This window comes from Marmoricola sp. URHA0025 HA25 (assembly GCF_054059435.1).
Genome location: NZ_JBSSCD010000001.1, coordinates 452,342 through 477,445 on the forward strand (window position 1 = coordinate 452,342; position 25,104 = coordinate 477,445).

Below are 25,104 nucleotides of genomic sequence, written 5' to 3' on the forward strand. Positions count from 1 at the left end.
TCCCGGCGACCCCCTCGCTCGCTGGGGGATGCGTGTCGCCCCGACTTCTGTGCCGCTGCCGCCGGCTCTTGCCTGGGGCGCCACGCGACCCCTTGACGCTCGCCTTCGGGCGCCCCCGGGCCCCACCCCCGCCTCCAGGGTCACGGCCCCGGGTGGTGGAGATCTCGGATGGGTCTGTCGATGCTCGTCGAACCGGCCCGGAACGGGGCCACGGGGCCGCTCCGGAAACTCCTCCACGAGCGGTCAGTGAGCCGCTGACCGGCCCACTCGAAGGGTCGCCGACACCAGAAACCTGCGCCGAAGGCGCAAACGCCCGCCGCAGGCTCCTTCAGCCGCGGATGGTGCGAGCCACCACGTTGCCGAAGTCGACGTGCCCCGACGGGGTCAGGTGCAGCCGGTCGGCGAGGTAGGGGAGGCTCTCGTCGATCATCGAGAGGTAGTGCACGTGCGCGCGGGCGCTCTCGGCGCTCAGGAGCGCGTCCACGCGCCGCGCTGCGGCGGCGCGGGCCGGCGCGGGCGGCGGGCCCACCACCAGCACCTGCCGGCCGCTCAGGGCCGCCATCAGCGACCGGAAGCCGGCCTGCACGGCCGACGTGGGCTGGTCGTAGTCGTTGAGGCCACCCTCGACGACGACGAGGTCGGCGCCGTCGCGCAGCGCGTGCGGTGCCCGGGCGGCGTACGAGACGTGGGCGCAGGTGCTCGAGTGCACGCTGAAGCCGGAGCCGGAGAACCCGGAGACGTGGACCCGGCCAGGGAGCCGGCTGGGCCAGGAGGTCGCGGGGGAGGACAGCCCGAGCCCGACGGAGTACGAGTCGCCGATCACCACCACGCGGCGGCCGTGGCCGGTGACCATCCGCTCCCGGGCCAGGGACTGGTCGGAGAGACGGACGCAGTGCTGGGCGTTGTCGCCGGTCGCGCCGCCGGACGCCAGCAGGATGAGCACGCCGGCCAGGACGGCCACCACCGCCCCCGCAGCCACCAAGGTCCCCCGACGCACGATCACCGGAACATGATCAGGCGCAGTCCGATTCCGCGCAGGCGAATGGACGTGCTGGTCCCCGGCCGTGACCGGACACGTAGCCTTCGGGCGTGTCCCAGCAGCTGCCCCCCGCCCGTCCGCACCTGAAGTTCACCGAGGACGGCCGGCGGGTCCGGGAGGTACTCAGCTATGCGCGCCGGGGGAGCCGGTTCACGCCGAGCCAGCAGGAGTCCTGGGATGCCCACCACGCCAAGTGGGTGATCCCCGACGAGGCGGTCGACGACCCCGGGTTCTCCCTGGCCTCGTGGTTCGGCCGGGAGGCACCGGTGGTCGTGGAGGTCGGATCGGGCGTGGGCGAGGCGACTGCGGCGCTGGCCGCCCAGCGACCGGAGTGCGACATCCTGGCGTTCGAGGTGTGGCGACCCGGCGTCGCGCACACCCTCGGCATGCTGTCGGACGCCGGAGCCGACAACGTCCGCCTGATCGGGATCGACGCCGTCTGGGCGCTGGAGCACGTGTTCGGCCCGGGATCCGTCGAGGAGCTGTGGACGTTCTTCCCCGACCCGTGGCCCAAGAAGCGGCACCACAAGCGCCGGCTGGTCTCGCGTGAGTTCGCCGCCCTGGCCGCCAGCCGGCTGCGACCCGGCGGCCTCTGGCGACTCGCCACCGACTGGGCGGAGTACGCCGCCCGGATGCGGGCCCTCCTCGACGCCCAGCCCGGGCTCGAAGGTGGGCCCTCCGAGCGCTGGGCCGACCGGCCGATGACGAAGTTCGAGCGGAAGGGCATCACGGCCGGACGCTCGATCACCGACCTCACCTATCGGGCGACGGGCTGACTTCTCCTGCTTCGAGGAGGGCCAGCTCCTCGTCGACGTACGGGTCGGCCTGTCCGCGGGCGTCGAGCTCGGCCTTGAGGGCCTGCTGGGCCGCCAGCGCCTCCGCAGTGCGGCCTTGGAGGCGCAGCACCCAGGCGACCATCCAGCGGCCGACCAGGATGCGCCCTCGGTCGCCGATCCGCTCGAGGGCGACCAGCGCCTCCTCGAAGGCAGCGAGTGCCGCGTCGAGGTCACCTGCGTCGACGTGGCACATGCCGATGTTGTTCAGCAGGGAGGCATCCCAGTCCCTGGCGTCGCGGGCGGTGGCGGCACGAGCGCGGGCCAGGGTGTCCTTGTTGAGCCCGAGCCTCTGGTCTGCCGGTGCCGCGATCGCGACCATGTGCCGCGCGTCGATCGCAAGCGCCTCCAGGCCGGCTGCGTCGGCCGACTCGGCGGCCGCGCGGAAGAGCGGGAGCGCGGCCTCCGGGTCACCCGAGGAGTTGAGCAGCCGTCCCCGCTCGAGGCCGACGCGGACGTCCACCTCCGGGCTGGATCCGGTGTCGAGGTCGTCGAGCAGCGCGTGTGCCTCGGCGTACCGCTCCTGCAGGCCCAGGCTCCGGGCGACCTGGGTGAGCAGCACGAGCCGGTCGGCGCCGTCAGCCGCTTCGGCGGCCGCGCGGAAGCGGTCCTCCGAGCCGGACGGGTCGTCGAAGTCCCACAGGGTGGCGTGGTCGGTCATCCCGGCGGTGGCTCAGGCCGGTGGCGGGCAGGCCTGCGCGTAGGTGCCCAGGGTGGGCGCCGGCGCGTTGATCGACTTGTCGTTGGGCTTGGCGAGGGTCCAGTAGCGCAGCCAGTCCATCTGCATGCTCGCCCGGTTCATCGGCACTCCGCGCTTGGCGACGAGCGAGAACCGCACCGTGAGCGGGACGCCGGAGTACGCCTCGGGGCGCCGCTCGGTCGAGACGACCCTCGCGTCCACGAACCACGAGATGTGCGCGGGCGTGACCTCGACGGCGAAGGTGTGCCAGTGGTCGCCGCTGTAGCCGGCGTACGTCGGGCCCTTCGCGGCGGTGAACGCGGTGTTCGGCAGGTTGTGGATGTAGAACTTCGCCTTGCGGGTGCCGTGGGTGTAGCTCTCCAGGGCGATGTTGCGGGCCCCGCAGTACTGCGGGCGGTTGCCGGCCGGGACCAGCTCGGTGCGCACGGTGTACGGCGCCTTGCCGGCGGCGTACTGCTTGCTCTTCCAGCGGGTCTCCCAGCGACCGGTCTCGTGGCCGGCCATGCCCAGGGTCGCCGAGACGGTCGCCCCCCGGGCCCGCAGGGTCAGCATCCCGTTCTTGGTCTTCACGGTGCCCGAGCCGTGCTTTTCCCACACCGGCTTCAGCGGCCCGATGAACTCGTCACGCCACGCGGTCGGGTACCAGCCGAAGGTGTTGCCGGCGTGGATCGGTCCGGGGATGGCGGCCTCGCGTGACCAGCTCGGACCGGCGGGCAGCAGGAGCGCGGCGCAGGCGAGGAGGACGGCGAGGCGGGTCTTGGTCGGCGAAAGCATCGCAGCAGCCTAGGCGATGGGCCTCCGGGCGACGAAAACCGGGGCGATCCGGACACCCGGATGCCTCGGTCGTCCCGATTTGGCGCACGCGCGGATCTCTGCCAAGATAGTCCGGTTGCTCCGGCGGGATTGCCGGGGCGCGGACATTGACTACTGAACAGGATCTCCTGGCTCTCTGCTCAAGGGAGTGTTGTGGTCGCGTGTCCGTGCCGCACCTGGAGATCCCGTTCCGCCCGACCCCCGTCGGGCACAACCCAGATCAACGATCCATCCGCTTGCCGGCGGTTGCGTGCGTCACCAGCGCCGCGACACGCCCGACCGCGGGGGTCGGGGACACGTGCGGGAGACCGCCTCGTGGCCCGGGTGCGGGAGCAGGGCGGACCGCCTCACCGAGACGGCCCGAGACAGTCGTGAGACGAGAAGTGAAGGACGCGTGATGGCGGGACAGAAGATCCGCATCAGGCTCAAGGCCTATGACCACGAGGTGATCGACACCTCGGCGCGGAAGATCGTGGACACCGTGACCCGGACGGGCGCGAAGGTGGCCGGCCCGGTGCCGCTGCCGACGGAGAAGAACGTCTTCTGCGTCATCCGCTCGCCGCACAAGTACAAGGACTCCCGCGAGCACTTCGAGATGCGCACGCACAAGCGTCTCATCGACATCATCGACCCCACGCCGAAGACCGTCGACTCGCTGATGCGGCTCGACCTGCCTGCCGGCGTCGACATCGAGATCAAGCTCTAGAGGACGATCAAGATGACTTTCGAACGCAACGTGAAGGGGCTGCTGGGCACCAAGCTCGGCATGACCCAGCTCTGGGACGAGAACAACCGGATCGTCCCGGTCACCGTCGTCGCCGCAGCCACCAACGTGGTCACCCAGGTGCGGACGCCCGCGACCGACGGCTACAACGCCATCCAGGTCGGCTTCGGCGAGATCGAGGGCCGCAAGGTCACCAAGCCGTCCTCGGGACACTTCGGCAAGGCCGGTGTGACCCCGCGTCGCCACCTCGCCGAGATCCGCACCGCTGACGCCGCGTCGTACGAGGTCGGCCAGGAGCTCAGCCCCGAGCTGTTCTCCGCCGGTGACGACGTCGACGTGACCGGCACCAGCAAGGGCAAGGGCTTCGCCGGCACCATGAAGCGCCACGGCTTCTCCGGCGTCGGTGCCTCCCACGGTGCCCACCGCAACCACCGCAAGCCCGGCTCGATCGGCGCCTGCGCCACTCCGGGCCGCGTCTTCAAGGGCACCCGGATGTCGGGCCGCATGGGCACCGACACCGTCACCACGCAGAACATCACCGTGCACGCGGTGGACGCCGACAAGGGCCTGATCCTGCTCAAGGGTGCGGTCCCCGGCCCGAAGGGCGGACTGCTCGTGATCCGCTCCGCCGTCAAGTCCGGACAGGAGGCCTGAGCATGGCTACCACGACCCTGAAGGTCGACTTCCCGGCCGAGATCTTCGACGCCGCCACCAACATCCCGCTGATGCACCAGGTCGTCGTGGCCCAGCAGGCCGCGGCCCGCCAGGGCACGCACTCGACCAAGACCCGCGGCGAGGTCCGCGGCGGTGGTCGCAAGCCCTACAAGCAGAAGGGCACCGGTCGTGCCCGCCAGGGCTCGACGCGCGCCCCGCAGTTCGCCGGCGGTGGCGTCGTCCACGGTCCGCAGCCGCGCAGCTACGACCAGCGCACCCCCAAGAAGATGAAGGCAGCCGCGCTCCGCGGTGCCCTGTCGGACCGGGCTCGCGCAGGTCGCATCCACGTGGTCGACGGCCTGGTCGAGGGCGACAAGCCGTCGACGAGGGTCGCCGTCGCGGCGCTCAACGCCATCAGCGGCGGTCGCCGCCAGCTGGTCGTGCTCGAGCGTGACGACGCGATGACCTGGCTCTCGCTGCGCAACGTGCCCGACGTGCACCTGCTCGCGGTCGACCAGCTGAACACCTACGACGTGCTGCTCTCCGACGACGTGGTCTTCACCAAGGGTGCCTACGAGGCGCTCGTCGCCGGCGGCACCGAGGGTGCCGAGGCCGTCGAGGTCACGTTCGAGGTCCGGGCGAAGGCCGCGGACCAGAAGCCCGCCAAGAAGGCCGCTGCCAAGAAGTCCTCGGCCAAGAAGGCCGCGTCGACCGACGAGGCCGTCGAGTCCGTCGAGACCGAGGACAAGGCTCCCGCCGACGCTGGTGACGAGAGCGGCGAGAAGCCCGTCAAGAAGGCAGCCGCCAAGAAGGCCCCGGCCAAGAAGGCCCCTGCCGACGAGGACAAGCCGGCCAAGAAGGCCGCTGCGAAGAAGGCGCCGGCCAAGAAGGCGGCCGCTGAGGAGGACGGCGAATGAGCACCTTGCACAAGGACCACCGCGACGTGCTGATCGCGCCGGTCGTCAGCGAGAAGAGCTACGGCCTGCTCGACAACAACAAGTACACCTTCCTGGTCCACCCGGACGCGAACAAGACCGAGATCAAGATCGCGGTCGAGAAGGTGTTCAACGTCAAGGTCACCTCCGTCAACACGCTGAACCGCCAGGGCAAGGCACGCCGTACGGCGCGCGGCGTCGGCAAGCGCAAGGACACCAAGCGCGCGATCGTCAGCCTGGCCGAAGGCCACCGCATCGACATCTTCGGAGGTCCGGTCTCCTGACCGGGCTGAGGGACGAGGAATCTGACTATGGCTATCCGCAAGTACAAGCCGACAACGCCGGGCCGTCGTGGCTCGTCGGTCGCTGACTTCGCCGAGATCACCCGGACGACGCCGGAGAAGTCCCTGGTGCGCCCCCTGCCCAAGAAGGGCGGACGCAACAACCAGGGCCGGATCACCACGCGTCACCAGGGTGGCGGTCACAAGCGCGCCTACCGCGTGATCGACTTCCGTCGCTACGACAAGGACGGCGTCCCCGCGAAGGTCGCGCACATCGAGTACGACCCCAACCGCACCGCGCGGATCGCGCTGCTGCACTACGCCGACGGCGAGAAGCGCTACATCGTCGCGCCGGTCGGAGTGAAGCAGGGCACGCCGATCGAGTCGGGTGTGGGTGCCGACATCAAGCCGGGCAACAACCTCCCGCTGCGCAACATCCCCGTCGGTACGACGATCCACTGCATCGAGCTTCGGCCCGGCGGTGGCGCCAAGATCGCCCGGTCCGCCGGCATCAGCGCCCAGCTGGTCGCCAAGGAGGGCTCCCGTGCACAGCTGCGGATGCCGTCCGGCGAGATGCGCTACGTCGACGTCCGCTGCCGCGCCACCGTCGGCGAGGTCGGCAACGCCGAGCAGTCGAACATCAACTGGGGCAAGGCCGGCCGGATGCGGTGGAAGGGCAAGCGCCCGACCGTCCGCGGTGTGGTCATGAACCCCGTCGACCACCCGCACGGTGGTGGCGAGGGCAAGACCTCGGGTGGCCGCCACCCGGTGTCCCCGTGGGGCAAGCCCGAGGGCCGGACGCGCAAGCGCAAGGCCAGCGACGCCCTGATCGTCCGCCGCCGCAAGACCGGCAAGAACAAGCGCTGAGTAGGGAAGAGACGACATGCCTCGCAGCCTGAAGAAGGGTCCGTTCGTCGACGACCACCTGATGAAGAAGGTGGACGCGCAGAACGAATCCGGGACCCACAACGTGATCAAGACCTGGTCGCGTCGCTCGATGATCGTGCCGGCCATGATCGGCCACACGCTCGCCGTGCACGACGGACGCAAGCACGTCCCGGTCTTCGTGACCGACGCGATGGTCGGCCACAAGCTGGGCGAGTTCGCACCGACCCGCACCTACCGCGGGCACGTCAAGGACGACCGGAAGAGCCGCCGCCGCTGACCGCGGTAGCCAAGGAGAGACAGAGACTATGAGCGTTACAGAGCGTCGGCGCATCAGCGCCCGCCGTGACTCGCTTCTCGGCGACCAGCCGGGCGCGTTCGCCAGCGCGCGCTTCGTCCGGATCACCCCGCTGAAGGCCCGCCGTGTCGTCGACATGGTCCGCGGCCTCCAGGTCGACGAGGCCCTCGCGCTGCTGCAGTTCGCCCCGCAGGCCGCGAGCGAGACCATCTACAAGGTCCTCGAGAGCGCCGTCGCGAACGCCGAGACCACCGAGGACCTCGACCGCGGCACCCTCGTGGTGAGCAAGGCGCTGGTCGACGAGGGCCCGACCATGAAGCGGTGGCGGCCACGTGCGCAGGGCCGGGCAACCCGGATCAACAAGCGCACCAGCCACATCACCCTGGTGGTCCAGCCAGCACAAGACACCAACGACCGGAAGGCGGCTCAGAAGTAATGGGTCAGAAGATCAACCCGAACGGGTTCCGCCTGGGCATCTCCACCGACCACAAGAGCCGGTGGTACGCCGACAAGCTGTACAAGTCCTACGTCGGCGAGGACGTCGCGATCCGCAAGCTGCTCTCCAAGGGCATGGAGCGGGCCGGCATCTCCAAGGTCGAGATCGAGCGCACCCGTGACCGCGTGCGTGTCGACATCCACACCGCCCGCCCGGGCATCGTGATCGGTCGCCGCGGCGCCGAGGCCGACCGCCTGCGTGGCGAGCTCGAGAAGCTCACCGGCAAGCAGGTCCAGCTGAACATCCTCGAGGTCAAGAACCCCGAGATCGACGCGCAGCTGGTCGCGCAGGGCGTTGCCGAGCAGCTCTCGGGTCGCGTCCAGTTCCGCCGGGCGATGAAGAAGGCCATGCAGACCTCGATGCGCTCGGGCGCCAAGGGCATCCGGATCCAGTGCTCCGGCCGCCTCAACGGCGCCGAGATGTCGCGGTCGGAGTTCTACCGCGAGGGCCGGGTGCCGCTGCACACGCTGCGCGCCGACATCGACTACGGCTTCTACGAGGCCCGCACGACCTTCGGCCGGATCGGCGTGAAGGTCTGGATCTACAAGGGTGAGGTCGCGGCCACGCGCGCGGAGCGCGAGGCCCAGGCCGCTGCTCGGGCCGGTGCGCCGGGTCGCAACCGGGACGCCCGTGGTGGCGCTCGCGGGGGCGACCGCCCGACCCGTGGCACGCGTGGTGCGGGTGACCGCCCGACGCGCGCCGACCGTGCCGAGGTCCCCGCGGCCGCGGCTCCCGTCGCCGAGGCTGTCGTCGAGGCGCCCGCTACTACGTCCGGGGAGGGCTGACCTCATGTTGATGCCTCGCAGGGTCAAGCACCGCAAGCAGCACCACCCGAAGCGGACGGGTGCTGCGAAGGGTGGCACGAAGCTCGCCTTCGGCGACTTCGGCATCCAGGCCACCGAAGGGTCCTACGTGACCAACCGGCAGATCGAGTCGGCGCGTATCGCGATGACTCGGCACATCAAGCGTGGCGGAAAGGTGTGGATCAACATCTACCCCGACCGTCCGCTGACCAAGAAGCCGGCCGAGACCCGGATGGGTTCCGGCAAGGGCTCGCCCGAGTGGTGGGTCGCCAACGTCAAGCCCGGCCGAGTCATGTTCGAGCTGTCCGGAGTCGACGAGGACGTAGCTCGCGAGGCGATGCGCCGCGCGATCCACAAGCTCCCGATGAAGTGCAAGTTCATCACCCGTGAGGGGGCAATCTGATGGCAACCGCACACGACCTCGACGACCTGAACGCCGTCGACCTCGAGACCAGGCTGCGTGAGGCCAAGGAAGAGCTGTTCAACCTGCGCTTCCAGGCGGCCACCGGCCAGCTCGAGAGCCATGGCCGGCTCCGGTCGGTCAAGAAGGACATCGCCCGGATCTACACCGTGGTGCGCGAGCGGGAGCTCGGAATTCGATCGACACCGGGCGCTGAGTCCGCGGAGAAGGATGGTGCCGCATGAGTGAGAACGCAGTCGAGAGTGTCGAGAGCCGTTCTCGCCGCAAGGTCCGTGAGGGCCTCGTGGTCAGCGACAAGATGGACAAGACCGTCGTGGTCTCGGTCGAGGACCGGGTCAAGCACGCGCTGTACGGCAAGGTCCTGCGGCGCACCTCGAAGCTCAAGGTCCACGACGAGCAGAACGAGTGCGGCGTGGGCGACCGGGTGCTGATCATGGAGACCAGGCCGCTGTCCGCCACGAAGCGCTGGCGCGTGCTGCAGATCCTCGAGAAGGCCAAGTAGACCCCCGAGGGCGGAGCCCTCACATCCGATACAGCCCAGTTCGGCAAGGCTCAGAAGGCGCGAAGCGCCGTGAGAACCGGCACGACAACCAGGAGAAATACCGATGATCCAGCAGGAGTCGCGACTCAAGGTCGCCGACAACACGGGTGCCAAGGAGATCCTCTGCATCCGTGTCCTCGGCGGCTCGGGTCGGCGCTACGCCGGCATCGGCGACGTCATCGTTGCCACCGTCAAGGACGCGATCCCCGGCGGCAACGTCAAGAAGGGCGACGTCGTCAAGGCCGTGATCGTGCGGACCGTGAAGGAGCGCCGTCGTCCCGACGGCTCCTACATCCGCTTCGACGAGAACGCCGCCGTGATCCTCAAGGCCGATGGCGAGCCCCGCGGCACGCGCATCTTCGGCCCCGTGGGCCGCGAGCTGCGCGACAAGAAGTTCATGAAGATCATTTCGCTGGCTCCGGAGGTGCTCTGAGATGAGCGTGAGCATCAAGAAGGGCGACACCGTGCGGGTGATCGCCGGCAAGGACAAGGGTGCCGAGGGCAAGGTCATCCAGGTGCTCCGCGAGGGGCAGCGGGTGATCGTCGAAGGCGTCAACCGCGTCAAGAAGCACACCAAGGTGGTCAACCAGGGCGGCCGCGCCGGCACGACCGGCGGCATCGTCACGACCGAGGCGCCGATCCACGTGTCCAACGTGATGCTGGTCGACGGCAAGGGCACCACCCGGGTCGGCTTCAAGCGGGTCGAGGCGACCAAGCGCCGGCCCGACGGCTCGACGTACAAGACCACCCGGAGCGTCCGCATCGCGCGGAAGTCTGGAGACGAGATCTGATGACCACCGAGACCACTGCCGTGGAGTATGGCGGCCCTCGGCTGAAGGCGCGCTACCGCGAGGAGATCCTCCCCGCCCTGCGTGAGCAGTTCGGCCACGGCAACGTCATGCAGGTGCCCGGCCTGACCAAGATCGTCGTCAACATGGGCGTCGGCGAGGCTGCCCGCGACTCCAAGCTGATCGAGGGTGCGGTCAAGGACCTCACCGCGATCACCGGCCAGAAGCCGCAGGTCACCAAGGCTCGCAAGTCCATCGCGCAGTTCAAGCTCCGCGAGGGCATGCCGATCGGTGCGCACGTCACGCTGCGCGGCGACCGGATGTGGGAGTTCCTGGACCGCCTGCTCGCACTTGCGCTGCCGCGCATCCGCGACTTCCGCGGCCTCAACCCCGACCAGTTCGACGGTCGTGGCAACTACACCTTCGGTCTCACCGAGCAGGTCATGTTCCACGAGATCGACCAGGACAAGATCGACCGGTCGCGGGGCATGGACATCACCGTGGTCACGACCGCGACCAACGACGACGAGGGTCGGGCGCTGCTCAAGCACCTGGGTTTCCCGTTCAAGGAGAGCAACTGACATGGCGAAGACTGGACTGAAGGTCAAGGCCGCCCGCAAGCCGAAGTTCAAGGTCCGCGGCTACACCCGCTGCCAGCGCTGCGGTCGCCCCAAGGCCGTCTACCGCAAGTTCGGCCTGTGCCGGATCTGCCTGCGGGAGATGGCCCACCGCGGCGAGCTCCCCGGCGTGACCAAGTCGAGCTGGTAGGTCTCGACAAGCTCGACCACCGATTCCCTAACACGTTGAAGGTCGCGCGCTGCGAGCGCTGCGAAACCACTTCGAGAAAGAACACACACCATGACGATGACTGACCCGATCGCAGACATGCTGACGCGTCTGCGCAACGCCAACCAGGCGTACCACGACTCGGTTGCCATGCCGTACAGCAAGCTGAAGTCCGGCGTCGCGGAGATCCTCCAGCAGGAGGGCTACATCACCTCCTGGAAGGTCGCCGACAACACCGACGCGAAGGGCGAGCCCGCTGTGGGCAAGTCCCTGATCATCGAGCTGAAGTACGGCCGCAACCGCGAGCGCTCGATCGCCGGCGTACGCCGGATCAGCAAGCCCGGCCTGCGCGTGTACGCCAAGCACACCGCGCTGCCCAAGGTGCTCGGCGGCCTCGGCGTCGCGATCATCTCGACGAGCCAGGGGCTGCTCACCGACCGTCAGGCCAACAAGAAGGGCGTGGGTGGGGAAGTCCTCGCCTACGTCTGGTAACCCGGGAACGAGGAGGAGAACGCAATGTCGCGCATTGGCAAGCTTCCCGTCCCGGTTCCGACCGGGGTGGATGTCACGCTCGAGGACAGCACCGTGACGGTGAAGGGCCCCAAGGGCGTCCTGAGCCACTCGGTCGCCGCCCCGATCACCGTGGACCGCGTCGAGGACGGCACCCTCGAGGTGAAGCGTCCCGACGACGAGCGCCAGAGCCGGGCCCTGCACGGCCTGACCCGCACGCTGATCAACAACATGGTCGTCGGAGTGACCGAGGGCTACGAGAAGAGGCTCGAGATCGTCGGCGTGGGCTACCGCGTCCTGTCGAAGGGCCCCACGCAGCTCGAGTTCCAGCTCGGCTACTCGCACTCGATCACCTTCAACGCCCCGGACGGGGTCACCTTCACGGTGGACGGGCCCACCAGGCTCGGCGTCCAGGGCATCGACAAGCAGCTCGTCGGCGAGGTCGCCGCGAACATCCGCAAGCTGCGCAAGCCCGAGCCCTACAAGGGCAAGGGCGTTCGGTACGCCGGCGAGCAGATCCGCCGCAAGGTCGGAAAGGCTGGTAAGTGACCATGGCGATCGCAATCAAGGCTCACAAGCACACCGCTGGACGGACGGCTTCGCGCCTGCGCCGGCAGCTGCGTGGTCGCAAGAAGATCCACGGCACCTCGGAGCGTCCGCGCCTGGTCGTGACCCGCTCGTCGAAGCACATCACGGTGCAGGTCGTCGACGACCTCGAGGGCAAGACGCTGGCCTACGCCTCCACCATGGAGGCCGACCTGCGCTCGTTCGAGGGCGACAAGACGGCCAAGGCGCGCAAGGTGGGCGAGCTCATCGCCGACCGTGCGAAGGCGGCCGGGGTCTCCTCGGCGGTCTTCGACCGGGCCGGCAACAAGTACCACGGTCGCGTCGCGGCCCTAGCGGAGGGCGCCCGCGAGGGCGGCCTGACGTTCTGATCGCGCGAGACCAGCAGACAAGGAAGAGGTAGATCTCATGAGCGGACCCCAGCGCGGACAGCGCTCCGGTGGTGACCGCCGTGGCGGCCGCGACAACCGTCGTGGCGGCGACAGCGCCGACAAGACCGCCTACATCGAGCGGGTCGTCGCGATCAACCGCGTCGCCAAGGTCGTCAAGGGTGGTCGGCGCTTCAGCTTCACCGCCCTGGTGATCGTCGGTGACGGCGACGGCATGGTCGGCGTCGGCTACGGCAAGGCGAAGGAAGTCCCGGCGGCGATCGCCAAGGGTGTCGAGGAAGCGAAGAAGCACTTCTTCCGCGTTCCCCGCGTCCAGGGCACGATCCCGCACCCGGTCCAGGGCGAGAAGGCCGCGGGCGTCGTCCTGCTGCGTCCGGCTGCTCCCGGTACCGGTGTGATCGCGGGCGGACCGGTGCGTGCGGTGCTCGAGTGCGCCGGCATCCACGACGTGCTCAGCAAGTCGCTCGGCTCGTCCAACCAGATCAACATCGTCCACGCGACGGTGGAGGCGCTGAAGATGCTCGAGGAGCCCGAGGCGGTGGCCGCTCGTCGTGGCCTGACCGTCGAGGAGGTGGCTCCGGCCGCCCTCCTGAGGGCGCGTGCCGAGGGTCTCGCCCCGGCAGCGACCGCAGAGGTCGTCGGCTGATGGCGCGCCTGAAGGTCGAGCAGAAGAAGTCGACGATCGGCTGCACCAAGAGCCAGCGCGACACGGTGCGCTCGCTCGGTCTCAAGCGGATCGGCGACGTCGTCGTCAAGGAGGACCGCCCGGAGATCCGCGGCATGGTCCACACCGTCCGTCACCTGGTGACGGTCTCCGAAGTCGCTGGAGAGGGAGAAGAGTCGTGACTCTCAAGTTGCACCACCTGCGTCCCGCCCCGGGGGCCAAGACCGCGAAGACCCGCGTGGGTCGCGGTGAGGGCTCCAAGGGCAAGACCGCCGGTCGTGGCACCAAGGGCACCAAGGCCCGCTACCAGGTCCCCTCGGCGTTCGAGGGCGGCCAGATGCCGATCCACATGCGCCTGCCCAAGCTGAAGGGGTTCAAGAACCCGTTCAAGGAGGAGTTCCAGGTCGTCAACCTCGACCGGATCGCCAAGCTGTTCCCGGAGGGCGGCACGGTCACGGTCGAGGACCTCGTCGCGAAGGGCGCCGTCCGCAAGGGCCGCCCGGTCAAGGTGCTCGGCGAGGGCGAGCTGACGGTGGCCGTCCAGGTCACCGCCGACAAGTTCTCGGCCTCCGCAGCGGAGAAGATCGCCGCCGCGGGTGGCACCACCACCGAGAGCTGACAGATCTTCGACACAGGCAACGTCTGCAGGGCAGAGGGATCTTCCCGCCTCTTGGGTGGCTGATCGCTCTGCCCTGTTAGGCTTCCACGGCTTGGGTCTCGCCCAGGAATTGACGCAGGAATGACGACGGTCCGCCCGGGATCAGACCCGGGGGCTCACCGGCCGCAACAGCGAAAGAGGAGCACGTGCTAGGGGCATTCGCCAACGCATTCCGGACGCCGGACCTGCGCAAGAAGCTGCTGTTCGTGCTGCTGATCGTCGCGGTCTTCCGGCTCGGCTCCCAGATCCCGACCCCCGGCGTCAACGTCGCCAACGTGCACGCGTGCTTCAACGACACCAAGAGCAGCGGCATCTACGGCCTGATCAACCTGTTCTCCGGTGGCGCACTGCTCAAGCTGACCATCTTCGCGCTCGGGATCATGCCCTACATCACGGCGAGCATCATCCTGCAGCTCCTGGTCGTGGTGATCCCGCGGCTCGAGGCCCTCAAGAAGGAGGGCCAGTCGGGTCAGGCGAAGATCACCCAGTACACCCGCTACGTCACGCTCGCGCTGGCGATCCTCCAGGCGACCGGCATCGTGGCGCTCGCCCGCAGCAACAACCTGCTCCAGGGCTGTGAGCGCCCGCTGGTCTACGACGACAACATCCGCACGGCCGTGCTCATGGTGGTCACCATGACCGCCGGCACCGCGGTGATCATGTGGCTCGGCGAGCTGGTCACCGACCGCGGCATCGGCAACGGCATGTCGATCCTGATCTTCACCCAGGTCGTCGCGACGTTCCCGGTTGCGCTGTGGAGCGTGGAGAAGGCGCAGGGTGCCTGGATCTTCTCCGGCGTCATCGTGATCGGACTCGTGGTCGTCGCTGCCGTGGTGTTCATCGAGCAGGCCCAGCGACGCATACCGGTGCAGTACGCCCGGCGAATGGTCGGGCGCAAGATGTTCGGCGGGTCCTCGACCTACATCCCGCTCAAGGTGAACCAGGCCGGCGTCATCCCGGTCATCTTCGCCTCGAGCCTGCTCTACCTGCCCTCGATGGCGGTGCAGTTCAACCGGAACTCCGACTCGAAGATCTTCGAGTGGATCTCGGCGTACTTCGTGCGCGGCGACCACCCGATCTACATGGCGTCGTACTTCCTGCTGATCATCTTTTTCACCTACTTCTACGTCGCGATCACCTTCAACCCCCAAGAGGTGGCCGACAACATGAAGCAGTACGGAGGCTTCATCCCCGGGATCCGGGCGGGCAAGCCGACGGAGGACTACCTGTCCTATGTCCTGTCCCGCATCACGTTGCCGGGCGCGCTCTACCTGGGTCTCATCGCACTGATCCCGCTGGCTGCGCTCGTGCTGGTCAACGCCAACCAGAACTTCCCGTTCGGTGGCACCTCCCTGCTCATCATGGTCGGTGTCGCACTCGACACCGTGAAGCAGATCGAGAGCCAGTTGCAGCAACGCAACTACGAAGGTTTTCTTCGATGAGACTGATCCTCATGGGGCCTCCCGGTGCCGGCAAGGGCACCCAGGCCCGGTACGTCGCCGCCCGCTTCGGCGTGCCGGCGATCTCGACCGGCGACATCTTCCGGGCCAACGTGTCGAAGGGCACCGAGCTGGGGATCGAGGCCAAGCGCTTCATGGACGCGGGGGAGTACGTCCCTGACGAGATCACCAACAAGATGGTGCGCAACCGCATCGACGAGCCCGATGCGGAGCCCGGCTTCCTCCTCGACGGCTACCCGCGCACGCTCGCGCAGGTCGAGGAGCTCGACGGGATGATCAAGTTCACCGGTCACGCCCTCGACGCGGTCGTCGTGCTGCGGGTCAACGAGGACGAGCTGGTCCAGCGGCTGCTCGAGCGTGCGAAGACCGAGGGCCGCGCCGACGACACCGAAGAGGTGATCAGGCGCCGTCAGGAGGTCTACGCAGACCAGACCGAGCCGCTCATCGAGGTCTACCGCGACCGCAACCTCCTCATCGAGGTCCACGGCGAGGGTGAGGTCGACGAGGTGACCGAGCGCATCTTCCATGCGCTGGAGTCCGTACCCCAGAGCTGATCGCCGTGGGATTCAGGGACCGCGGGATCGAGATCAAGACCGCTGACCAGGTCGAGAAGATGCGGGTCGCCGGCCGCCTGGTGGGTGAGACCCTCGAGCTGCTGCGCGGATCGGTCCGGGCCGGCGTCAGCACCTCCGAGCTCGACGCGATCGCCGAGGACAACATCCGGTCCCACGGCGGGATCCCGTCGTTCAAGGGCTACGGGCACCCCCCTTTCCCGGGAAGCATCTGCGCCTCGGTCAACGACGAGGTCGTGCACGGCATCCCAGGCGGCCGGGTGCTCGCCGACGGTGACCTGATCTCCATCGACTGCGGTGCGATCGTCGACGGTTGGCACGGCGACGCCGCGATCACGGTCGCGGTCGGCGAGGTCAACGCCAGCCTGGTCAGGCTCATGGAGGTGACCGAGGGCGCCATGTGGGCCGGGTTCGCCGCCGCCCGGCTGGGCGGCCGGGTCAGCGACATCTCCCACGCGGTCGAGTCGCACGTCCGGGCCCACGGCGACTACGGGATCCTCGAGGACTACACCGGCCACGGGATCGGCACCGCGATGCACCAGCCGCCGAACGTCCCCAACTACGGTCGTCCCGGCCGAGGGGCCAGGCTCGAGCGCGGGCTGGTCCTCGCGGTCGAGCCGATGGTCACGCTCGGCAGCAAGCAGACCCTGCTGGCCGAGGACGACTGGACGATCGTCACCGCTGACGGCAGCTGGGCGGCGCACTTCGAGCACACGTTCACGCTGACGCCCGAGGGGCCGTGGGTGCTGACCGCGCTCGACGGCGGCGAGGCGAAGCTCACCGAGCTGGGCGTGCCGTTCGGTGGCCACTGAGCCGTCTCGGCCGCTCGTCGCGCTGTTGCCCAGTGCGCTGCTCGGCCCCGCGGTCTGGGAGCCCGTCGCCGCTGCTCTCCGCCGGCGCGGCCACGACGTCGTCGTCCCGCCGGCCCACGAGGCGGTCACCGGTCCCGACGACGTCCTGGACCACCTTCGACGTGCGATCCCCGCCGGACGGCCGGTCGTCCTGGTGCCGCACAGCAACGCCGGGCCCTACGTCGCGCAGCTCGCCGCCGAGCGACCCGTCGTGGCGATCGTCTTCGTCGACGCGGGGTTGCCGTCGGACGAGTCGTCGACGCCGACCGCGCCACCCGAGTTCCGCGGCTTCCTCGACGGGCACGTCGAGGCCGACGGCCGGCTGCCGGTGTGGACGCGCTGGTGGGCCGAGGACGAGGTGGCGGACCTGTTCCCGGACGGGGACACCCGTACGCGGGTCGAGGCCCAGCAACCGCGACTGCCGCTGCGCTACTTCGACGTGGCGATCCCCTCGCCCCCGGGCTGGGAAGCCCTCCCGGCGGCGTACGTCGCCTTCGGCGAGACCTATGGTCGCGAGCGCGCCGAGGCGGAGCGGCGTGGCTGGCCGGTGCGCACCCTCGACGGCGGCCACCTGCACATGCTCATCGACGCCGAGGGAGTTGCCGAGACGCTGGCCGGACTCCTCGACCGGCTGGATTCGTGACGGCGGCGTAGGTTCGTCGCCATGCGGATCGGCGTGCACCTGATCAAGTTCGACACCGACGGCGGCAGCGCTGCGATCGGCCCGGTCGTCGCGGCGTTCGGTCGAGCGGCGGACGAGGCCGGCGTCGACAACCTCTCCTGCATGGACCACTACTTCCAGCTCGGGATGGTCGGGCCTCCCGAGCTGGCCATGCTCGAGGGCTACACGACCCTCGGCTTCCTCGCGGGAGTCACCGAGCGCGTCGAGCTGCAGCTGCTGGTCACCGGTGTCACCTACCGTCACCCGGGCCTGCTCGCCAAGATCGTCACCACGCTCGACGTGCTCTCCGGCGGACGGGCCGTGCTCGGCATCGGGGCGGCGTGGAACGCCGAGGAGCACGAGGGGCTGGGCGTCCCGTTCCCTGCGGTGGCCGAGCGCTTCGAACGGCTCGAGGAGACGTTGCAGATCGTGCGGCAGATGTGGCGCGGCGACGAGACGGCGTACGAGGGCCGGCACTACCGGCTCGAGCGGCCGCTGAACTCGCCGCCGCCGGTCCGGGTGCCGCCGATCATGGTCGGCGGTGGCGGTGAGCGGAAGACGCTGCGCCTGGTCGCCAGGTATGCCGATGCCTGCAACCTGTTCGCGAACCCCACCGACGGCCCGGCCGCGGTCGCGCAGAAGCTGGCGGTGCTGCGTGAGCACTGCGAGCGCGAGGGCACCGACTTCGACCGGATCCAGAAGACGATTCTGTGGTCAAACCGGCTCGAACCGGACACCGACGGCGCCGAATTCGTCGAGCACATGCGCGGCTTTGCCGATCTGGGCGTCGACGAGGTGCACGTGATGGACTTCGGCGACGACCCCGTGGCCTACGTCCGTGCCCTGGGCGATCACGTCGTCGCACCCCTCCACGCCGTCGCCTGACCCGGCACGCTGCCCGATTCGCGTTTGACCTGCGGTTTCGCGTAGACTCGTGCGTCGGCCCAACGTGGGCTGTTCTTGTGGCGCCTCGCGGCTGCCCGGACACCTGCTCGCTCGAAGTTCTTCGGCGTGCGCGTGAACCGGGAAATGAGGTGCCCGGGACGGCTCGACGAGGTCCACCGGGGTGCAGGCCAGTCCTGCGCGCCGGGCGGTTCCCGGGCCAACGGTAGACGACCGTGACATCCAGGCAGCAACAGATTGTGGAGGACATGCCGAAGAAAGAAGGCGTGATCGAGATGGAGGGCTCCGTCGTGGAGGCCCTGCCGAACGCCATGTTCCGGGTCGAGCTGACCAACGGACACAAGGTGCTCGCCCACATCAGCGGCAAGATGCGCCAGCACTACATCCGGATCCTCCCCGAGGACCGGGTCGTGGTGGAGCTCTCGCCGTACGACCTCACCAGGGGTCGCATCGTCTACCGGTACAAGTAAGAGCAACAGCCGACCCGAGCAAGAAAGGGCTGACACGTGAAGGTCAACCCGAGCGTCAAGCCGATCTGTGACAAGTGCAAGGTGATCCGTCGCCACGGCCGCGTCATGGTGATCTGCGAGAACCCGCGCCACAAGCAGCGTCAGGGTTGAGTCTCGACTCAGCCCCACAACTGAACAACACCCAGAACGTGATCGCTTAGCCGTCGGCAGGTCCGCAAGGACAGGGACGGTGAACCACCTCCGGAGCGGATGGCCGGAGCTCGAGTTCCACAGGCTCAACCACCGAAACCTCGAGACGCGACACGACCAGACCACCGTGAATTGAAGGGATACCGCCAGCACATGGCACGCCTTGTTGGTGTCGACCTCCCGCGCGACAAGCGCATCGAGGTGGCACTCACCTACATCTACGGCATCGGCCGTACCCGCGCCCAGCAGCTCCTGGCCGTCACCGGGGTCGACCCGAACGCCCGGGTCCACACGCTGGGCGACGACGAGCTGGTCAGGCTCCGTGACGAGATCGAGGCCAACTTCAAGATCGAGGGTGACCTCCGTCGCGAGGTCCAGGCCGACATCCGTCGCAAGATCGAGATCGGCAGCTACCAGGGTCGCCGTCACCGCCAGGGCCTTCCGGTCCGCGGACAGCGCACCAAGACCAACGCGCGCACCCGCAAGGGTCCCAAGCGCACGGTCGCCGGCAAGAAGAAGGCCAAGTGACCCCCCGGTCGCTCGCCTCCACTCGATCCCACAGCCAGACACAGGAGAACTGAATGCCTCCCAAGAGCCGCACAGCGGCCGGCGCCAAGAAGGTGCGCCGCAAGGAGAAGAAGAACGTCGCCCAGGGCGAGGCCCACATCAAGAGCACGTTCAACAACACCATCGTCACGATCACCGACCCGACCGGTGCGGTGATCTCGTGGGCCTCTGCCGGCACCGTCGGCTTCAAGGGCTCGCGCAAGTCCACCCCGTACGCCGCGCAGATGGCCGCCGAGGCCGCCGGTCGCCGGGCGATGGACCACGGCATGAAGAAGATCGACGTCTTCGTCAAGGGCCCGGGCTCGGGCCGCGAGACGGCGATCCGGTCCCTGGGTGCGATCGGCCTCGAGGTCGGCACCATCCAGGACGTCACGCCCACCCCCCACAACGGTTGCCGCCCGCCCAAGCGCCGGCGCGTCTGACCCGAGACCACGAAGGAGTTCTGACATGGCCCGCTACATCGGTCCCATGACCAAGAAGTCGCGCCGTCTCGGTGTCGACCTCGTCGGCGGCGACGCCGCGTTCGAGAAGCGTCCCTATGCACCCGGCCAGCACGGCCGCGCGCGCATCAAGGAGAGCGAGTACCGCAACCAGCTGCAGGAGAAGCAGAAGGCCCGCTTCACCTACGGCGTGATGGAGAAGCAGTTCCACAACTACTACAAAGAGGCCTCGCGTCGTCCCGGCAAGACCGGTGACAACCTGCTGCAGCTGCTCGAGTGCCGCCTGGACAACGTCGTCTACCGTGCCGGGTTCGCCCGCACGCGGCGTCACGCCCGCCAGCTGGTCGTGCACGGGCACTTCCGCGTGAACGGCCTCAAGGTCGACATCCCGTCGTACCAGGTCTCCGCCCACGACGTCATCGACGTGCGGGAGAAGAGCCTCGAGATGACCCCGTTCATCGTGGCTCGCGAGACCCACGGCGAGCGGCTCGTCCCGGCCTGGCTCGAGGCCATCCCCACCCGGATGCGCATCCTCGTCCACTCGCTGCCCGTCCGCGCGCAGATCGAGCTGCCCGTCCAGGAACAGCTCATCGTCGAGTACTACTCCAAGAAGTAATCCCTCCGCCCAACAGTGAGTTCGAGCCCGTCAAATAGCGGTTGGGCTCGGAAAGGAAACACAAGTGCTCATCGCACAGCGCCCGACCCTGTCGGAAGAGGTCGTCGACGAGTTCCGTTCGCGGTTCGTGATCGAACCGCTGGAGCCCGGCTTCGGCTACACGCTCGGCAACTCGCTGCGTCGTACCCTCCTGTCCTCCATCCCGGGGGCATCGGTGACCAGCATCAAGGTGGACACGGCTCTCCACGAGTTCTCCACCATCGAGGGCGTCAAGGAAGACGTCACCGAGATCATCCTCAACCTCAAGGGCCTCGTCGTCTCCTCCGAGCACGACGAGCCGGTCACGATGTACCTGCGCAAGCAGGGTGCCGGCGCCGTCACGGCGGCCGACATCGCGCCCCCGGCCGGTGTCCAGGTCCACAACCCGGACCTGCAGATCGCCACCCTGAACGACAAGGGCAAGCTCGAGATGGAGCTCGTCGTCGAGCGCGGTCGTGGCTACGTCAGCTCGGTGCAGAACAAGGGTGCCGACAACGAGATCGGCCGGATGCCGGTCGACTCGATCTACTCGCCGGTGCTCAAGGTGACCTACAAGGTCGAGGCAACCCGTGTCGAGCAGCGCACCGACTTCGACAAGCTCGTCATCGACGTCGAGACCAAGTCGTCCATCCGGCCCCGCGACGCGATCGCATCGGCCGGCAAGACGCTGGTCGAGCTCTTCGGCCTGGCCCGTGAGCTCAACGTCGAGGCCGAGGGCGTCGACATCGGCCCGTCGCCGGTCGACGAGCAGCTGGCCCAGGACCTCGCCATGCCGGTCGAGGACCTGAACCTCACCGTCCGGTCCTACAACTGCCTCAAGCGCGAGGGCATCCACACCGTGGGTGAGCTGGTCGCGCGCTCGGAGCAGGACCTGCTCGACATCCGCAACTTCGGCGCGAAGTCGATCGACGAGGTCAAGGCCAAGCTGGTCGAGATGGGCCTGGCCCTCAAGGACAGCGCGCCCGGCTTCGACCCGGCAACCGCCCTGGCGGCGTACGACGACGACGACGACTCGTTCGTGGAGGACGAGCAGTACTGAGTCGAACCCTTCATCAACGCACGATCTACTCCGGTACCTGACACGGCCGGAGAGAAACGAGAGAAGCAATGCCCACTCCCAAGAAGGGTGCCCGCCTCGGCGGCAGCCCGGCTCACCAGCGGCTGATCGTCTCGAACCTCGCCACGGCGCTGTTCGAGCACGGCCGGATCACCACCACCGAGGCCAAGGCGCGCGTGCTGCGCCCGGTCGCGGAGAAGTTGATCACCAAGGCCAAGAAGGCCGAACTCGGCACCGTGCAGAGCCTGCACAACCGGCGCGAGGTCCTCAAGACCATCCGCGACAAGTCGGTCGTGCACGCGCTGTTCACCGAGATCGCGCCGACGTTCGCCGAGCGTCCCGGTGGCTACACGCGGATCACCAAGATCGGGCCCCGCAAGGGCGACAACGCCCCGATGGCGGTCATCGAGCTGGTGACCGAGTCCTACACGCCGTCGGCGCCGAAGGCGAAGAAGACCGAGAAGGCCGCTCCGGCCGCCAAGGTCGAGAAGGCCGGCGAGGACGGTCCGGCAGAGGTCGTGGCCACCGACGTGGCCGGTGACGAGGAGGTCCTCGACACCGAGTCCGCCGACGTCGCGACCGCCGAGGCCGAGAGTGTTGCCGAGGAGGCGCCTGCAGACGAGGCCCCCGAGGACGCATCCGAGGATGCTCCCGAGGACGCTCCTGCCGAGGCGTCGCAGGACACCGAGGACAAGCCCGAGGCCTGAGGCCCGGTTCGTCCGACGGCCCGTCACCCGCGAGGGTGGCGGGCCGTCGTCGTACCACGCCGACGCTCCTGCACAAGTGCACAAACATGCGCCGCATGCTTTGGCGCTTGTTGGCCGCTCCCGCTGCTCATCAAGATGATCCAGGTTGGCCTGACCTGGCCGGCCGTCTTCATGAGTCGGGCGGCCTGATCGGCCGCCCGGAAGGGATCGGCACCATGAAACTCATGCTCACCAGGTGGAGGCCGCTGGCAGTCGCTGCCGCGAGCCTCGGCGTGATCGCGGCCATGGCCCTCACCGGCACGGCCACGGCGGCGGGACACCAGAGCCCTGCGAAGCACCCGCAGAACCCGTATGCGCCCAGCACCGGGCACCCGTACCGCCACGGTGCCGTGCCGACCCTCGAGACGAACGCCAAGATGAAGGCCTGGCAGCACGCGAACTTCGCGGCGACCGGTCCCAAGACGCTGTCGTACGGCGGTGGCGTCGACGGCATCGGTGTGCAGAGCGGCCACTCCAAGGTCTACCTCGTCTTCTACGGCACCCAGTGGGGCACCCAGACGACCTCGAACGGGATCAGCAGCTTCTCCGGTGACGCCAGTCACGCCGCGGAAGCCGCCCAGAACATGTTCAAGGGCATCGGCACCAACAACGAGCTGTGGTCCGCCGACCTCACCCAGTGGTGCGACGGGCCGAACGTCGCCACCGGCGCCACCAGCTGCCCGGCGAACGCGGCGTTCGTCCCCTACCAGTCCGGCGGCGTGCTCTCCGGCGTCTGGTACGACAGCTCGAAGGCGTCGCCTTCCGTCGCCACCGCGGCCCAGCTCGGCCAGGAGGCCGTGTCCGCGGCCGCGCACTTCGGCAACACGACCGCCGCGTCCAACCGCCACGCGTACTACGTGATCCTGTCGCCGCACGGCACCAACCCCGACAGCTACCAGGGCGCCTACTGCGCCTGGCACGACTGGAACGGCGACGTCGGGGTGAGCTCGCCGTACGGCGACATCGCGTTCAGCAACCAGCCCTACAACATCGACTCGGGCCAGGGCTGCGGCGTCAACTTCGTCAACTCGGGGTCCGCCGGCACGCTGGACGGCTACACCATGACGCTCGGCCACGAGTGGCAGGAGATGATGTCGGACCAGAACCCGGCAGGCGGCTGGACGAACCACACGAGCGGCACCTACAACGGCCAGGAGAACTCCGACGAGTGCGCCTGGATCGCTCCCGGTGCGACCGGCGGAGCGGCCAACATCTCGTTCGGCTCGTTCGGCACCTTCGCCGAGCAGGCCTCATGGTCGAACGACACGAACTCGTGTGCGATCTCGCACCCGATCGTGGGGGGCAGCACCGGCAACACCGTGACCGTGACCAACCCGGGTTCGCAGACCGGCACCGTGGGCACTGCGAAGAGCCTGCAGATCAGCGCGTCGGACTCGGCGTCGGGGCAGACCCTGACCTACTCAGCCACCGGTCTCCCGGCCGGGATGAGCATCAACAGCTCGACGGGTCTGATCTCGGGTACGCCGACCACGGCGTCGACGTACTCGACGACGGTGATGGCGAAGGACACGACCAACGCCGCCGGATCGGCGTCGTTCAGCTGGACCATCTCGCCGTCGGGCGGCACGGGCTGCACCGGCCAGAAGCTCGGCAACCCCGGCTTCGAGACCGGGTCGGCTGCTCCCTGGACGACCACGAGCGGCGTCGTCGACAGCTCGACCAGCGAACCGGCCCACTCGGGGAGCTGGAAGGCCTGGCTGAACGGCTACGGGTCCACGCACACCGACAGCGCCACCCAGTCGGTGACGATCCCGGCCGGTTGCCGCGCGACGCTGTCGTTCTACCTGCACATCGACACCGCTGAGACGACCACCTCGACGGCGTACGACAAGCTCACCGTCAAGGCGGGCGCGACCACGCTGGCGACGTACTCGAACCTCAACAAGGCCGCGGGCTACACCCTGCGGTCGTTCGACGTCTCGTCGCTGGCCGGTCAGACGGTCACGATCAGCTTCAGCGGCAGTGAGGACTCCTCGCTGCAGACGTCGTTCGTCATCGACGACACGGCACTGAACCTGTCCTGACGCACCCGTTGCACAGCTCTGCCCGGTCCGGCCTCCCCCGGTCCGGGCAGAGCTGCGTCGGAGCTCAGTCCTCGGCCCGACCCTGCGTGACGTTGACGTGCATGGTGCGCGCGGCCAGGTCGACCGCAGGTCCGAGCAGGAGGACGACGGCGAGGGTCCCGGGCCCGATCGCGGCACCGAGCAGCCAGCCGACGATCGCGCCGCCGCCCTGCACGCAGCTGTAGCTCCACTTGAACGGCACCGGCGGGTCCCACGCGAGCGCGGCACCTTCTGCGGGACCCGCTCCCAGGTTGCTGCCGAGGTACGCCGCGATGCCGGCCGCGAGCACCGGGAACGCCACCACCAGGTACGCCGACCGGCCGAGCAGCGAGTCCGGGGTCTCGAGGAGGTCGAGCACCCACGACACGGTGAACCCGACCACCACGATCTGCACCACGGTCCCGACGTCGGGCAGCAGCCGCCGCGCGGCCGCGAGCGCCAGGAACACCGCGCTGACGCCGAGGTTGCACACGACGAACGACAGGCCGCTGGACCTGGAGACGCCGTTGACCAGGGTCGAGTACCCGTCCGAGCCGAGGTCGGCGGTCAGCAACAGCCCGACGCCGGTCCCCAGCACCACGCAGCCGGTGAGGAGCAGGCCCAGCCGGGAGGGCGTGTAGCGGGTCACCGGCCCAGCCTCGCAGGCCGGTCGGCCACGAGTCTCTCC

Annotated in this window: 39 protein-coding genes; 35 read left to right on the top strand and 4 right to left on the bottom strand. The window is 68.7% G+C overall.

The features are described from left to right. Window positions 1–328: 328 nt before the first annotated feature. The gene (locus ACVW00_RS02085; RefSeq protein WP_457109243.1) at window positions 329–1,003 is read right to left on the bottom strand and encodes an SGNH/GDSL hydrolase family protein; all 675 of its coding nucleotides are present in this window, start codon (window positions 1,001–1,003) and stop codon (window positions 329–331) included. A gap of 86 nt (window positions 1,004–1,089) precedes the next feature. Between ACVW00_RS02085 and trmB the strand changes: the two genes are divergently transcribed. After that, window positions 1,090–1,815, top strand: coding sequence for a tRNA (guanosine(46)-N7)-methyltransferase TrmB (trmB, locus tag ACVW00_RS02090; protein WP_457109244.1), 726 nt, complete (start codon window positions 1,090–1,092; stop codon window positions 1,813–1,815). Here trmB and ACVW00_RS02095 read toward each other — a convergent pair. Continuing rightward, window positions 1,793–2,533, bottom strand: a complete 741-nt coding sequence (locus ACVW00_RS02095; protein WP_457109245.1) for a tetratricopeptide repeat protein — start codon at window positions 2,531–2,533, stop codon at window positions 1,793–1,795. The two genes, trmB and ACVW00_RS02095, sit on opposite strands and share 23 nt — an antisense overlap. A gap of 12 nt (window positions 2,534–2,545) precedes the next feature. After that, window positions 2,546–3,346: a hypothetical protein gene (locus tag ACVW00_RS02100; protein ID WP_457109246.1), complete on the bottom strand. Its 801-nt coding sequence runs from the start codon at window positions 3,344–3,346 to the stop codon at window positions 2,546–2,548. 436 nt (window positions 3,347–3,782) lie between these two features. Here ACVW00_RS02100 and rpsJ point away from each other — a divergent pair, with 436 nt between their 5' ends. The 34 genes from rpsJ to ACVW00_RS02270 all read left to right on the top strand — a co-directional run bounded on the left by rpsJ (window position 3,783) and on the right by ACVW00_RS02270 (window position 24,398). Then, a complete protein-coding gene (gene rpsJ, locus ACVW00_RS02105) occupies window positions 3,783–4,091 on the top strand; it encodes a 30S ribosomal protein S10 (protein WP_007078637.1) in 309 nt (102 codons plus the stop codon). A gap of 12 nt (window positions 4,092–4,103) precedes the next feature. Beyond that, window positions 4,104–4,763 (top strand): 50S ribosomal protein L3, encoded by a 660-nt coding sequence (gene rplC, locus ACVW00_RS02110; RefSeq protein ID WP_457109247.1) that lies wholly within the window; start codon window positions 4,104–4,106, stop codon window positions 4,761–4,763. A 2-nt stretch (window positions 4,764–4,765) separates the two neighbouring features. After that, window positions 4,766–5,680, top strand: a complete 915-nt coding sequence (gene rplD / locus ACVW00_RS02115) for a 50S ribosomal protein L4 (RefSeq protein ID WP_457109248.1) — start codon at window positions 4,766–4,768, stop codon at window positions 5,678–5,680. Continuing rightward, complete coding sequence (rplW, locus tag ACVW00_RS02120; RefSeq protein ID WP_457109249.1) at window positions 5,677–5,982, top strand: 50S ribosomal protein L23; 306 nt, start codon at window positions 5,677–5,679, stop codon at window positions 5,980–5,982. The genes rplD and rplW overlap by 4 nt, the downstream gene beginning before the upstream one ends. 27 nt (window positions 5,983–6,009) lie before the next feature. Then, window positions 6,010–6,846, top strand: coding sequence for a 50S ribosomal protein L2 (gene rplB, locus ACVW00_RS02125; RefSeq protein ID WP_457109250.1), 837 nt, complete (start codon window positions 6,010–6,012; stop codon window positions 6,844–6,846). Window positions 6,847–6,862: 16 nt separating this feature from the next. Beyond that, window positions 6,863–7,144: a 30S ribosomal protein S19 gene (rpsS, locus tag ACVW00_RS02130; protein ID WP_457109251.1), complete on the top strand. Its 282-nt coding sequence runs from the start codon at window positions 6,863–6,865 to the stop codon at window positions 7,142–7,144. Window positions 7,145–7,172: 28 nt separating this feature from the next. After that, window positions 7,173–7,598: a 50S ribosomal protein L22 gene (gene rplV, locus ACVW00_RS02135; RefSeq protein ID WP_457109252.1), complete on the top strand. Its 426-nt coding sequence runs from the start codon at window positions 7,173–7,175 to the stop codon at window positions 7,596–7,598. Further along, complete coding sequence (gene rpsC, locus ACVW00_RS02140) at window positions 7,598–8,443, top strand: 30S ribosomal protein S3 (protein WP_457109253.1); 846 nt, start codon at window positions 7,598–7,600, stop codon at window positions 8,441–8,443. The genes rplV and rpsC overlap by 1 nt, the downstream gene beginning before the upstream one ends. Before the next feature lie 4 nt (window positions 8,444–8,447). Then, a complete protein-coding gene (gene rplP, locus ACVW00_RS02145; protein ID WP_457109254.1) occupies window positions 8,448–8,864 on the top strand; it encodes a 50S ribosomal protein L16 in 417 nt (138 codons plus the stop codon). Next, the gene (gene rpmC, locus ACVW00_RS02150) at window positions 8,864–9,106 is read left to right on the top strand and encodes a 50S ribosomal protein L29 (protein ID WP_457109255.1); all 243 of its coding nucleotides are present in this window, start codon (window positions 8,864–8,866) and stop codon (window positions 9,104–9,106) included. Before rplP ends, rpmC begins: the two co-directional genes overlap by 1 nt. Further along, on the top strand, window positions 9,103–9,384 hold the full coding sequence (gene rpsQ, locus ACVW00_RS02155) for a 30S ribosomal protein S17 (protein ID WP_457109256.1): 282 nt from the start codon (window positions 9,103–9,105) through the stop codon (window positions 9,382–9,384). The genes rpmC and rpsQ overlap by 4 nt, the downstream gene beginning before the upstream one ends. Before the next feature lie 103 nt (window positions 9,385–9,487). Then, window positions 9,488–9,856, top strand: a complete 369-nt coding sequence (gene rplN, locus ACVW00_RS02160; protein WP_231243382.1) for a 50S ribosomal protein L14 — start codon at window positions 9,488–9,490, stop codon at window positions 9,854–9,856. Window position 9,857: 1 nt separating this feature from the next. After that, the gene (gene rplX, locus ACVW00_RS02165; RefSeq protein ID WP_457109257.1) at window positions 9,858–10,214 is read left to right on the top strand and encodes a 50S ribosomal protein L24; all 357 of its coding nucleotides are present in this window, start codon (window positions 9,858–9,860) and stop codon (window positions 10,212–10,214) included. Continuing rightward, window positions 10,214–10,792: a 50S ribosomal protein L5 gene (rplE, locus tag ACVW00_RS02170; RefSeq protein WP_457109258.1), complete on the top strand. Its 579-nt coding sequence runs from the start codon at window positions 10,214–10,216 to the stop codon at window positions 10,790–10,792. The genes rplX and rplE overlap by 1 nt, the downstream gene beginning before the upstream one ends. 1 nt (window position 10,793) lies before the next feature. After that, window positions 10,794–10,979: a type Z 30S ribosomal protein S14 gene (locus ACVW00_RS02175; protein ID WP_123221750.1), complete on the top strand. Its 186-nt coding sequence runs from the start codon at window positions 10,794–10,796 to the stop codon at window positions 10,977–10,979. Between the two features lie 90 nt (window positions 10,980–11,069). Further along, window positions 11,070–11,489, top strand: coding sequence for a 30S ribosomal protein S8 (gene rpsH / locus ACVW00_RS02180; protein WP_457109259.1), 420 nt, complete (start codon window positions 11,070–11,072; stop codon window positions 11,487–11,489). 24 nt (window positions 11,490–11,513) lie between these two features. Continuing rightward, window positions 11,514–12,056: a 50S ribosomal protein L6 gene (gene rplF / locus ACVW00_RS02185; RefSeq protein WP_457109260.1), complete on the top strand. Its 543-nt coding sequence runs from the start codon at window positions 11,514–11,516 to the stop codon at window positions 12,054–12,056. A 2-nt stretch (window positions 12,057–12,058) separates the two neighbouring features. Next, the gene (gene rplR, locus ACVW00_RS02190) at window positions 12,059–12,442 is read left to right on the top strand and encodes a 50S ribosomal protein L18 (protein ID WP_457109261.1); all 384 of its coding nucleotides are present in this window, start codon (window positions 12,059–12,061) and stop codon (window positions 12,440–12,442) included. Between the two features lie 37 nt (window positions 12,443–12,479). Then, window positions 12,480–13,106 carry a 30S ribosomal protein S5 gene (gene rpsE / locus ACVW00_RS02195; protein WP_457109262.1) on the top strand — a complete coding sequence of 209 codons (627 nt, stop codon included), beginning with the start codon at window positions 12,480–12,482 and terminating at the stop codon, window positions 13,104–13,106. Further along, complete coding sequence (gene rpmD / locus ACVW00_RS02200; RefSeq protein WP_457109263.1) at window positions 13,106–13,306, top strand: 50S ribosomal protein L30; 201 nt, start codon at window positions 13,106–13,108, stop codon at window positions 13,304–13,306. The genes rpsE and rpmD overlap by 1 nt, the downstream gene beginning before the upstream one ends. Beyond that, window positions 13,303–13,743 carry a 50S ribosomal protein L15 gene (rplO, locus tag ACVW00_RS02205; RefSeq protein WP_457109264.1) on the top strand — a complete coding sequence of 147 codons (441 nt, stop codon included), beginning with the start codon at window positions 13,303–13,305 and terminating at the stop codon, window positions 13,741–13,743. The genes rpmD and rplO overlap by 4 nt, the downstream gene beginning before the upstream one ends. A gap of 185 nt (window positions 13,744–13,928) precedes the next feature. Next, window positions 13,929–15,224 carry a preprotein translocase subunit SecY gene (gene secY, locus ACVW00_RS02210; RefSeq protein WP_457109265.1) on the top strand — a complete coding sequence of 432 codons (1,296 nt, stop codon included), beginning with the start codon at window positions 13,929–13,931 and terminating at the stop codon, window positions 15,222–15,224. Further along, on the top strand, window positions 15,221–15,796 hold the full coding sequence (locus tag ACVW00_RS02215) for an adenylate kinase (RefSeq protein ID WP_457109266.1): 576 nt from the start codon (window positions 15,221–15,223) through the stop codon (window positions 15,794–15,796). Before secY ends, ACVW00_RS02215 begins: the two co-directional genes overlap by 4 nt. A gap of 5 nt (window positions 15,797–15,801) precedes the next feature. Beyond that, complete coding sequence (gene map / locus ACVW00_RS02220; protein ID WP_457109267.1) at window positions 15,802–16,626, top strand: type I methionyl aminopeptidase; 825 nt, start codon at window positions 15,802–15,804, stop codon at window positions 16,624–16,626. Further along, window positions 16,616–17,308, top strand: coding sequence for a hypothetical protein (locus ACVW00_RS02225; RefSeq protein ID WP_457109268.1), 693 nt, complete (start codon window positions 16,616–16,618; stop codon window positions 17,306–17,308). Before map ends, ACVW00_RS02225 begins: the two co-directional genes overlap by 11 nt. Window positions 17,309–17,329: 21 nt before the next feature. Further along, window positions 17,330–18,211 (top strand): LLM class F420-dependent oxidoreductase, encoded by an 882-nt coding sequence (locus ACVW00_RS02230; protein WP_457109269.1) that lies wholly within the window; start codon window positions 17,330–17,332, stop codon window positions 18,209–18,211. A gap of 266 nt (window positions 18,212–18,477) precedes the next feature. Next, window positions 18,478–18,699: a translation initiation factor IF-1 gene (infA, locus tag ACVW00_RS02235; RefSeq protein WP_027860491.1), complete on the top strand. Its 222-nt coding sequence runs from the start codon at window positions 18,478–18,480 to the stop codon at window positions 18,697–18,699. Between the two features lie 36 nt (window positions 18,700–18,735). Continuing rightward, window positions 18,736–18,849 carry a 50S ribosomal protein L36 gene (gene rpmJ, locus ACVW00_RS02240; protein ID WP_004008316.1) on the top strand — a complete coding sequence of 38 codons (114 nt, stop codon included), beginning with the start codon at window positions 18,736–18,738 and terminating at the stop codon, window positions 18,847–18,849. Window positions 18,850–19,041: 192 nt separating this feature from the next. After that, window positions 19,042–19,416, top strand: coding sequence for a 30S ribosomal protein S13 (gene rpsM, locus ACVW00_RS02245; RefSeq protein ID WP_457109270.1), 375 nt, complete (start codon window positions 19,042–19,044; stop codon window positions 19,414–19,416). 53 nt (window positions 19,417–19,469) lie between these two features. After that, the gene (gene rpsK / locus ACVW00_RS02250) at window positions 19,470–19,877 is read left to right on the top strand and encodes a 30S ribosomal protein S11 (RefSeq protein WP_114775653.1); all 408 of its coding nucleotides are present in this window, start codon (window positions 19,470–19,472) and stop codon (window positions 19,875–19,877) included. A gap of 25 nt (window positions 19,878–19,902) precedes the next feature. Beyond that, the gene (rpsD, locus tag ACVW00_RS02255; protein ID WP_457109271.1) at window positions 19,903–20,511 is read left to right on the top strand and encodes a 30S ribosomal protein S4; all 609 of its coding nucleotides are present in this window, start codon (window positions 19,903–19,905) and stop codon (window positions 20,509–20,511) included. Between the two features lie 64 nt (window positions 20,512–20,575). Beyond that, complete coding sequence (locus tag ACVW00_RS02260; protein ID WP_457109272.1) at window positions 20,576–21,589, top strand: DNA-directed RNA polymerase subunit alpha; 1,014 nt, start codon at window positions 20,576–20,578, stop codon at window positions 21,587–21,589. Between the two features lie 68 nt (window positions 21,590–21,657). Next, window positions 21,658–22,314, top strand: a complete 657-nt coding sequence (rplQ, locus tag ACVW00_RS02265; protein ID WP_457109273.1) for a 50S ribosomal protein L17 — start codon at window positions 21,658–21,660, stop codon at window positions 22,312–22,314. A gap of 215 nt (window positions 22,315–22,529) precedes the next feature. Then, window positions 22,530–24,398 (top strand): putative Ig domain-containing protein, encoded by a 1,869-nt coding sequence (locus tag ACVW00_RS02270; protein WP_457109274.1) that lies wholly within the window; start codon window positions 22,530–22,532, stop codon window positions 24,396–24,398. A gap of 64 nt (window positions 24,399–24,462) precedes the next feature. Here ACVW00_RS02270 and ACVW00_RS02275 read toward each other — a convergent pair whose 3' ends face one another. Beyond that, window positions 24,463–25,065, bottom strand: a complete 603-nt coding sequence (locus tag ACVW00_RS02275) for a hypothetical protein (protein WP_457109275.1) — start codon at window positions 25,063–25,065, stop codon at window positions 24,463–24,465. Between the last annotated feature and the right edge of the window lie 39 nt (window positions 25,066–25,104).